General features: G+C 45.9%; 8 protein-coding genes. 4 read left to right on the top strand and 4 right to left on the bottom strand.

Translation table 11 applies throughout. The annotated features are described in order from the left end of the window. Nucleotides 1-157 precede the first annotated feature (157 nt). A complete protein-coding gene (locus MO387_RS17105) occupies nucleotides 158-1,318 on the top strand; it encodes a homogentisate 1,2-dioxygenase (RefSeq protein WP_107948036.1) in 1,161 nt (386 codons plus the stop codon). Between the two features lie 97 nt (nucleotides 1,319-1,415). After that, entirely contained in the window at nucleotides 1,416-2,456 is a 1,041-nt protein-coding gene (gene hppD / locus MO387_RS17110; RefSeq protein ID WP_011847092.1) for a 4-hydroxyphenylpyruvate dioxygenase, read from the top strand. A 123-nt stretch (nucleotides 2,457-2,579) separates the two neighbouring features. Here hppD and MO387_RS17115 read toward each other — a convergent pair whose 3' ends face one another. After that, on the bottom strand, nucleotides 2,580-3,164 hold the full coding sequence (locus MO387_RS17115) for a sugar O-acetyltransferase (protein WP_107948038.1): 585 nt from the start codon (nucleotides 3,162-3,164) through the stop codon (nucleotides 2,580-2,582). 356 nt (nucleotides 3,165-3,520) lie between these two features. Between MO387_RS17115 and MO387_RS17120 the strand changes: the two genes are divergently transcribed. After that, on the top strand, nucleotides 3,521-4,144 hold the full coding sequence (locus MO387_RS17120) for a LysE family translocator (RefSeq protein WP_107948040.1): 624 nt from the start codon (nucleotides 3,521-3,523) through the stop codon (nucleotides 4,142-4,144). Nucleotides 4,145-4,260: 116 nt separating this feature from the next. Here MO387_RS17120 and MO387_RS17125 read toward each other — a convergent pair whose 3' ends face one another. Continuing rightward, nucleotides 4,261-5,691: a peptidogalycan biosysnthesis protein gene (locus tag MO387_RS17125; protein ID WP_107948042.1), complete on the bottom strand. Its 1,431-nt coding sequence runs from the start codon at nucleotides 5,689-5,691 to the stop codon at nucleotides 4,261-4,263. A 108-nt stretch (nucleotides 5,692-5,799) separates the two neighbouring features. Between MO387_RS17125 and ggt the strand changes: the two genes are divergently transcribed. Beyond that, nucleotides 5,800-7,539, top strand: a complete 1,740-nt coding sequence (ggt, locus tag MO387_RS17130) for a gamma-glutamyltransferase (RefSeq protein WP_107948044.1) — start codon at nucleotides 5,800-5,802, stop codon at nucleotides 7,537-7,539. Nucleotides 7,540-8,039: 500 nt separating this feature from the next. On the opposite strand, the gene MO387_RS17135 is transcribed toward ggt, so the two are convergent. Further along, a complete protein-coding gene (locus MO387_RS17135; protein WP_107948046.1) occupies nucleotides 8,040-8,687 on the bottom strand; it encodes an MAE_28990/MAE_18760 family HEPN-like nuclease in 648 nt (215 codons plus the stop codon). Continuing rightward, entirely contained in the window at nucleotides 8,684-8,989 is a 306-nt protein-coding gene (locus tag MO387_RS17140) for a hypothetical protein (protein ID WP_242326424.1), read from the bottom strand. Before MO387_RS17140 ends, MO387_RS17135 begins: the two co-directional genes overlap by 4 nt. Between the last annotated feature and the right edge of the window lie 230 nt (nucleotides 8,990-9,219).

Below are 9,219 nucleotides of genomic sequence, written 5' to 3' on the forward strand. Positions count from 1 at the left end.
GAATACCATCTAATTTTTAGATTGAGATAACGGATTTATTATTCTTTTTTTTGTTCATTCAAGCAACTAAATTGATAACAAGATCACACTAATGCAACTTGCAGCATAACGACCAGCGATGTAGGTAATCCTGCAACGCAATATTGAAGGAATAACCATGCCATTTTATGTGAAACAAGGCCAGATCCCCCATAAGCGCCATATCGCATTTGAAAAGGAAAACGGCGAGCTTTACCGTGAAGAGTTGTTCTCAACCCATGGTTTTTCCAATATTTATTCCAATAAATATCACCACAACATGCCAACCAAAGCGTTGGAAGTAGCGCCCTATAGCCTAAGCCATGGTGCCAATTGGGAAGATTCACTGGTCCAAAACTATAAACTCGATTCCCGCGATGCCGACCGTGAAGGTAATTTTTTCAGCGCCCGCAACAAGATCTTTTATAACAATGACTTAGCACTTTATACCGCCAAAGTCACCGCCGATACCGACAAGTTTTACCGTAATGCCTATGCCGATGAAGTGGTTTTTGTTCACGAAGGCGAAGGCACACTCTACAGCGAGTACGGCACGATTAAGGTTCAAAAGTGGGACTATCTCGTGATCCCACGCGGCACGACTTATCAACTTAAATTCAACGATTACAGCAATGTGCGACTTTTCGTTATCGAGTCATTCTCTATGGTGGAAGTGCCTAAGCATTTCCGTAACGAGTATGGTCAGCTATTAGAGTCGGCACCTTACTGCGAGCGCGATTTGCGCGTGCCCACATTGCAAGATGCTGTGGTTGAGCGCGGTGCCTTCCCCTTAGTGTGTAAGTTTGGCGATAAGTACCAACTCACCACACTTGAATGGCATCCCTTTGATTTAGTGGGTTGGGATGGCTGTGTTTACCCTTGGGCATTCAACATTACCGAATACGCGCCAAAGGTGGGCAAAATCCATCTGCCGCCTTCTGATCACTTGGTCTTTACTGCCCATAACTTTGTAATTTGTAACTTCGTGCCGCGCCCCTACGATTTCCACCCGAAATCGATTCCAGCGCCTTATTACCACAACAACATAGATAGCGACGAAGTTTTGTATTACGTCGATGGCGACTTTATGAGCCGCACGGGCATTGAAGCGGGTTACATGACCTTACATCAAAAAGGCGTGGCCCACGGACCACAACCGGGCCGCACTGAAGCCTCGATTGGCAAGAAAGAAACCTATGAATACGCAGTGATGGTGGACACCTTCGCCCCACTTAAATTAACCGAACATGTACAAAATTGCATGAGCAAAGACTACAACCGCTCTTGGCTAGAAGACTAGCCCTAAGCCACCAGCGCACCGAAAAGGTTGCGTATCCCAACGTAATTAAGGGGATAAAGAGTGTCGGCGGTTGAACTAAAATAATGAGGAAAACATCATGGCAAGCGAACTAAATCCACTGGGCTTATTAGGTATCGAATTCACTGAATTCGCCAGCCCTGATACTGATTTTATGCACAAAGTCTTTATTGACTTTGGTTTTTCACTGCTGAAAAAAGCCAAGAATAAAGACATTCTGTACTACAAACAGAATGACATTAATTTTCTGCTCAACACTGAGCGCGAAGGTTTCTCTGCTAAGTTTGCTAAATCCCACGGCCCAGCCATTTGCTCTATGGGCTGGCGTGTAGAAGATGCCGGCTTTGCCTATCGCGTTGCCGTTGAACGTGGTGCAAAACCCGCCGATGATGCCAACAAAGATCTGCCTTATCCTGCGATTTACGGTATTGGCGACAGCTTGATTTATTTCATCGACACCTTCGGCGCAGATAACAATATCTATGCCGCTGATTTTGAAGACTTAGACGAGCAAGTGATCACCCAAGAGAAAGGCTTTATCGAAGTCGATCACTTAACCAACAACGTCTACAAAGGCACAATGGAACATTGGGCTAACTTCTATAAAAACATTTTTGGTTTTACTGAAGTGCGCTACTTTGACATCAGCGGCGTACAAACCGCGCTAGTGTCCTACGCCCTGCGTTCGCCCGATGGCAGCTTCTGTATCCCGATTAACGAAGGTAAAGGCAGCGATAAAAACCAAATCGATGAATACCTGAAGGAATATAACGGCCCAGGTGTGCAACATTTAGCCTTTAGAAGCCGCGATATCGTAAAATCTCTGGATGCGATGGAAGGCAGTTCAATCCAATGCTTAGACATTATCCCTGAATACTACGACACCATATTTGAGAAGTTGCCGCAGGTGACTGAGAATCGTGAGCGCATCAAACATCACCAAATTTTGGTGGATGGCGATGAATCCGGTTATTTACTGCAAATTTTCACTAAAAACCTGTTCGGACCGATTTTCATCGAAATCATCCAACGCAAAAATAACTTAGGTTTTGGTGAAGGCAACTTTACTGCCCTGTTTGAATCGATTGAACGGGATCAAATGCGCCGCGGCGTACTGTAAGTTTTCATCCCCCATAAAAAACGGTACGCATTGCGTACCGTTTTTTGTTTCTACGACGATCTAAATCGTCATCTCAATCAGCATCAGCATTGACACCAATCACACGGCATCGACTTTCCTGCATTATTCCACATTGATGGGTTTGATAACCTTACAAGGGTTGCCAGCCGCCACACAGTTAGCCGGAATGCTCTTATTCACTACGCTGCCAGCACCGATGACACAATTATCGCCAATGGTCACACCGGGCAACACTGAGACATTCCCCCCAAGCCAGACATTATTACCGATTTGAATTGGCGCGCCGTATTCCGTCGTTTGCCGCGCAATGGGATCGATAGGATGCGTTGCGGTAGAAATCATCACATGGGGGCCAAACATCACGTTATCGCCAATCGAGACTGAGCAAACATCTAATATGGTTAGATTATGATTAGCGTAAAATTGTTTACCAATATGAATGTTATAACCGTAGTCACAAAAGAAATTGGGCTCAATATGGGCGCAGTGTTGAATATCGAGCAGGCCACGAAGGTGATCCATACGCGTATCAAGCTGAGTCGGTTCGGCCAGATTAAACTGATGGCAAACGGATTTCGCCCGCATTCGCTCAGCCAATAGCTCATCATCCCATGCCTTATAGGGCTGACCCGCTAACATTTTTTGTTTCTCTGTCTGTTTTACTTCAGTCCCTTTACTCTCAACCATAATGCATCCCCGCGATTAATTTCATGCTGTCACCCTACCAAACCTCAGCATTCAAGCTCAAGTGACTAAATTAATAAAAGTAACAAAAGCGACAAACAGAAAATATGACGATGTTAATCTCTCATCTATCGCTAATACGGCACACTTTGTACCGCAAAGATGGGGATCAGCTGGGCAAACTCGATAGATAAATAGCAAGGTCTTGTGGTGATAACAGAGTAAACATCCCAAAAAGATGAATTGTTTACATACTAAGTTACAGTTACTCATCGAAAAAAACGGGACGCACATTGGCTAAACTCGCGGTTTTCATTACACTATCGGCCTTCCCATCTTCACCCAAGACAGACCAAACCATGCCAGATTTTGCCTTACTTGCAGTGTTTATCCCGACCTTCTTCTTTGTTTCTATCACCCCGGGCATGTGTATGACGCTCGCCATGACCTTGGGCATGAGCATAGGTGTGCGCCGCACCCTGTGGATGATGCTGGGTGAACTGGTAGGCGTAGCGTTAGTGGCGACAGCCGCCGTGATGGGCGTTGCCAGTATCATGCTCAACTATCCCGAAGTCTTTCAAATCTTCAAATGGGTTGGCGGAATTTATTTAGGCTATATCGGCGTACAGATGTGGCGTGCCCGCGGCAAGATGGCCATGCTAAGCGATGACGACACTAACCCCAGAGCCAGCAATGTTACCTTGATCTCCCAAGGCTTTATTACCGCCATTGCCAATCCTAAAGGTTGGGCATTTATGGTGTCGCTACTACCACCTTTTATCAATGCCGAGCGCGAAGTCGCGCCGCAGCTGCTCGCACTGCTGAGCATTATCATGGTGACCGAGTTTACCTCTATGCTCGCCTACGCCAGCGGCGGCAAAAGCCTACGTATTTTCCTAAGCCGCGGCGATAATATTCGCTGGTTAAACCGTATTGCAGGCAGCCTGATGATAGGCGTGGGCGTGTGGTTAGCCATGAGCTAACATTCATAGCTAACCGCTTGAATTAACAGCTTAGATAGAACTGCTTAGGTTGTACTACATAGGTTGAACAAGCACGACATAAACGAGAGCCCAATAAAGTCACGTTAACTCGGTCTTTATTCGGGCTCTTTTTTGTAGGGCAAAACAGCTCGCATCTGTGCCATATATTGCTGCATTTGCTGTGCTTCTTGCTCAACAAAATCGGCAATCGCCGCCCTAAATCCTAAGTGGGCGATATTATGGTAGGAATACATTTCAACAGGTTCAAAGCCGCGCAGCACCTTATGCTCCCCCTGTGCGCCCGCATCAAACATCTGGAACCCATGTTCGATACAGTATTGAATCCCTTGGTAATAACAGGCCTCAAAATGCAAGCCGTCGAGCTCAACCGTGGTGCCCCAATAACGGCCATATAAGCATTTCTGCCCTAAGGCATTCTCGCCTTTAAGATACAAGGCGCCTGCTATCATGTCGCCCTTGGTATCCTCAACCACTAACAGTAGGACTTGCACAGCGAGTTGTGCCCCCAACTGCTGAAAAAAAGTTGGCGTTAAATAGCCGCGATGGCCGGAGCGCTTAAGGTAAGTTAATTGATAACATTGGATAAACGTCTGCCATTGTGAAGCGGTAATGTGTTCACCTTCGACAAAGTGAAACTTAAGATTAAAAGGCTGTAACTGCGCCCGCTCCTTCAAGATATTCTTACGTTTGCGCGAACTAAAGCCCGCCAGAAAATCATCAAAGTCGCGATAGCCGCGATTGTGCCAATGGAACTGAGTGCCTAAGCGTTTTAACAGCGAATTGGGCGAGCCTGCAAATAACGGTGTTTGGCTTGGGGTAACGAACAAGCTATGCCATGAAGAAATCGGGCTGTCGCCCTGCTCTTTAACGCTTTGCACTGATCCATCAAGATCAGATTCATCAACTACGGGCTCATCGTCAACGGACTGATCAAGCTCTGACTCATCAAAAACCGAATCACCTTTCTCTAACGCACAAGGCTCTGACGCAAACAGCTCTGATGTTAGCCGGCGATTCAATGTCAGCAGCAGTAATTGCGCCACGCGCAGTTGCTCAACGCTATCGAATGCAGGATGAATGCCCATCCTTCGCCCTTGCACTGGGGTAAAAGGAATCGCATTCACCCATTTAGGATAATAATCGAGTCCATGGCGCTCATAGGCTTCGGCCCACGCCCAATCGAACACATACTCGCCGTAGGAGTGAGACTTTTGATACAAGGGCATCACCGCCACCAGCGATAATGGCTTGAAGTGCTTAGCCGTTTGCCGGCTTATCAGGGCTCCAGCAGCCAAAGGCGACAAGCTTTTATCCAAACTTGCAACATCATTTAATCTGTCACCCACATCAAACACGCATAAATGCCGCGGCGTCCAACCCGTTGCAGCGCAGGCCGAATGGCTTTGCTCTAGTGCCAACAGAAACTCATGACGACAAAAGGGATTCGCCTCCCCCATAACGGCATTCCACGCACTGGCCGAAATGTCCGACATTGAGCTCGCAAAGGCCAAGATAAGCTGTCTCATTGGGTAAATTCTCGTCCTTTACGGATCTTAACTAATATACAAGGTTGCAATTAAGCCTAATTCTCGGCACATTGCATAGCCATAATGAAAATAAATTCAGGATTGAGTATGCGTCCAACAAGACCTTTTAGACCTCTTATTCTCGCCATTGCCATGGCGCTTCCCCTACTATCATCACCCAGTCTGCTTGCCGAAGAATCGTCGATTTTCAGCCAGATGGCTACAGCACAACCTGTGTGGGCCAAGCATGGCATGGTTGCCAGCCAAGAAACACTCGCCAGTCGCACTGGCGTTGAGATCCTAAAACAAGGCGGCAATGCCGTTGATGCGGCCGTGGCCGTGGCCTTCAGTTTGGCAGTCACCTTACCACGTGCCGGCAATATCGGTGGCGGCGGTTTTATGTTGGTGCATATTGCTAAAGAAAACAAAACCATCGCTATCGATTACCGTGAAATGGCGCCGTCTAAAGCCAAAAAAGATATTTTCCTCGACGAGAATGGTGACGCAGTTGAGAAGCTGAGCCGCGAACACGGCCTTGCTGTGGGTGTCCCAGGTACAGTGATGGGTATGAGCTTAGCCCTTGAAAAATATGGCACTATGACACTCGCCCAAGTCGCTGCACCCGCAATTAAAATGGCGCAGGAAGGCATTAGCGTGACGCCAGATCTTGCCGAATCTCTTGCAGGCCTAAAACGCCGCATGACCCAATGGCCAACCACGGATGCTATCTTCTACAAAGCCGACGGCAGTGATTATCAAGTTGATGATATTCTTAAACAACCTGAGCTTGCCCATTCATTAAGTCTGATCGCTGAAAAAGGCACCAAAGGATTCTACGAAGGTGAAACCGCCACTAAACTCATCAATGCGGTGAAAGACGCTGGCGGCATTATGACCTTAGACGACCTTAAAAATTATAAGGTTGTAGAACGCGAACCCGTGCGTGGTGAATACCGTGGATACGAGGTTGTGTCTATGCCACCGCCATCATCGGGCGGCGTGCACATCATAGAAATGCTTAATGTGTTGCAACAATTCCCGATTGATAAACTCGGCCACAATACGGCGCAGACGATTCATCTGATGGCAGAAACCATGAAGCACGCCTATAGCGACCGCAGCGAATACTTAGGCGATCCCGACTTTTATAAGGTGCCCGTCAAAGCCTTAACCAGTAAGGACTACGCCCAAAAAATCGCCAGCCAAATCGCGATGAATAAAACAACGCCAAGCGCCGAAATCAAGCCAGGTAAACTCGCGCCCTATGAGAGCGACCAAACCACTCACTTCTCGGTAGTGGATAAATGGGGCAATGCGGTTTCAAACACTTACACCTTAAACTTCAGCTACGGCTCAGGTTTAGTGGCCAAGGGAACTGGCATTTTGCTCAATAACGAGATGGATGATTTCTCGGCCAAACCCGGCGTGCCAAACGGCTACGGTTTAGTTGGCGGTGATGCCAATGCGGTCGAAGGCAATAAGCGCCCATTGAGCTCCATGAGCCCAACAATAGTGATGAAGGATGGCAAGCCCTTCCTCGTCACTGGCAGCCCGGGCGGCTCACGCATTATCACCACCACACTGCAGATCATCATGAATGTGATCGACCATGGATTAAACATCGCCGAAGCCAGTAATGCGGCGCGGGTACACCATCAATGGCTGCCCGATGAACTGCGAGTCGAATCCAGCTTAAACCGCGATACCATTTCCCTGCTCGAAGCCAAAGGCCACAAAGTGAAAGTACAGTCCGCTATGGGCAGCACACAATCAATCATGGTGACTGAACAAGGGATTTTTGGCGCGTCTGACCCTCGCCACTCAGGTAGCGAAGCCATCGGCTACTAGCATCTCCATGATGCCAATGTTACTGAAATAGATGAGTGTAAAGAGATGAGTGAGAGATAAGTAAGAGAAATAGGTGAATGAAATAAAAGGATTTATGACCTATTCGAACTAGGTCATAAACCCTGAGTAAAGCGTGTCCTTCCGCTCAACGAATACAAACTCGCAATCAAAAAGCCCTGCTATACATCACTGTATAAGCAGGGCTTTTTATTGTATGGAAACAAGTAATCGTACTGAACATAGCTGACTTTTAGACCTAATAGTTTAGGCAAACTGTACTGAGTGGCCTGTTATTTCAGTCACAGGGATCTAAGTGTTGGCTGGTATTCAATCCTATAGGCTTGCCATGGCATTCACTCTCCGACACGCAGCTAGTCCGTCCTTGGATGCTCGACCGCCCCGTCCATGGGGCGGACGGTCGTCTCGCAAATCACCATGGCTCACCTTTCGCGCATTAGCGTAACTTAATACACTGTTATCTTTTGGACAAAAGAGCTTTATTATGCACTTGCCTTATACTCTTCAAGCGATACAGCATTTTCTATATCCGTTTTGTATGAACGAAGCAAAAATAGAATTTCATCTGCTAGCTCACGGAAACCATCCGGGTCTACATCTAAATATTCACCATGAGCTATATGGTTTCTTCTATTCAATAGACTTTCATCAATTAGATTGTATCTAGTTTCATAAGCTTGGGTATTTATCCCAATAGAATTGGCAATATTTTCGAAAACCTTGGAGCTCAAATTAAATTCAGTTCTAATAGCTGACTCAATTTTCAGTTTTGCTTTTTCATTTAGCTCATCACGCAAGAATTCCAATGTAGATATTGATACACTGGAGTTTTTCGATACTATTAAGTCATTTATTTTTCGTTTAACGCCAAAAACGACAAAACATGATTTTAGTTCCCTATATCTCAATGATTGACCATTTACATATTCCAAGTAATTTGTGGAAGCATTCTTTATAAAACCTTCCCAATGTCCATATAGCAAGGGGATTGCGGCACGAACCGCAGTCTTTTTGTTAAGGTTTTCAGAACTTCTTACAACGACTTTTAGAGCAGCGATTTCTTTTAATCGCCAAGCAAACTCCTTGTCTAAAGTACTTTGTAATTGATCTATGGTTCTTATTATAGTCATGGTTTAAAAAAACCTTTAGCCATAGGAAGGAGCTTAGATAGCCGAGTTGTTCCACGAATGCCTGCACCTGAGTTCTTCTCAAAAACGTCATCAGACCAAAGAGCTTTAGCTCTTGCCACTACAAATGCTTTCTGTTCTTCTCTCCCTTTGGACTCAATTTCATGCAGGTTTTGGGAAATACCGAAAGCGATTGTTTCATAGAGAGACATCAAAAACTTTCCACCAAAGCTATTACCATCCCAACGTTTGAACACAGTATCACCAAGTGAATCATTTAATAAACTGAATGTTTTCTTGAACAATATTTCTTCAGTAGTCCAATCGATTTTATCACTTTGTGATATTTCGACAAGAGCTTGATCAAGGTATTCATGGACATCTAAACCATTTTTATATGGATGATGCTTAAACCGTCATTCCGCACCTAATTTTCGATTTAAAAAACTTGACGGCGATCGGTCATTCTGATCTATTACTACTTTTTGCAGGTAGATCATTATGACTACTCCAGCTATCGCTATTCGTAACCTCG

The sequence above is a fragment of the Shewanella sp. N2AIL genome (assembly GCF_022690845.1).
GTDB classification, from domain to species: domain Bacteria; phylum Pseudomonadota; class Gammaproteobacteria; order Enterobacterales; family Shewanellaceae; genus Shewanella; species Shewanella baltica.

Coding starts and splice junctions, on each gene's coding strand:
- hppD (WP_011847092.1), top strand. CDS start 1,416: ATGGCAAGCGAACTAAATCCACTGGGCTTATTAGGTATCGAATTCACT.
- MO387_RS17125 (WP_107948042.1), bottom strand. CDS start 5,691: ATGAGACAGCTTATCTTGGCCTTTGCGAGCTCAATGTCGGACATTTCG.
- MO387_RS17115 (WP_107948038.1), bottom strand. CDS start 3,164: ATGGTTGAGAGTAAAGGGACTGAAGTAAAACAGACAGAGAAACAAAAA.
- MO387_RS17105 (WP_107948036.1), top strand. CDS start 158: ATGCCATTTTATGTGAAACAAGGCCAGATCCCCCATAAGCGCCATATC.
- ggt (WP_107948044.1), top strand. CDS start 5,800: ATGCGTCCAACAAGACCTTTTAGACCTCTTATTCTCGCCATTGCCATG.
- MO387_RS17135 (WP_107948046.1), bottom strand. CDS start 8,687: ATGACTATAATAAGAACCATAGATCAATTACAAAGTACTTTAGACAAG.
- MO387_RS17120 (WP_107948040.1), top strand. CDS start 3,521: ATGCCAGATTTTGCCTTACTTGCAGTGTTTATCCCGACCTTCTTCTTT.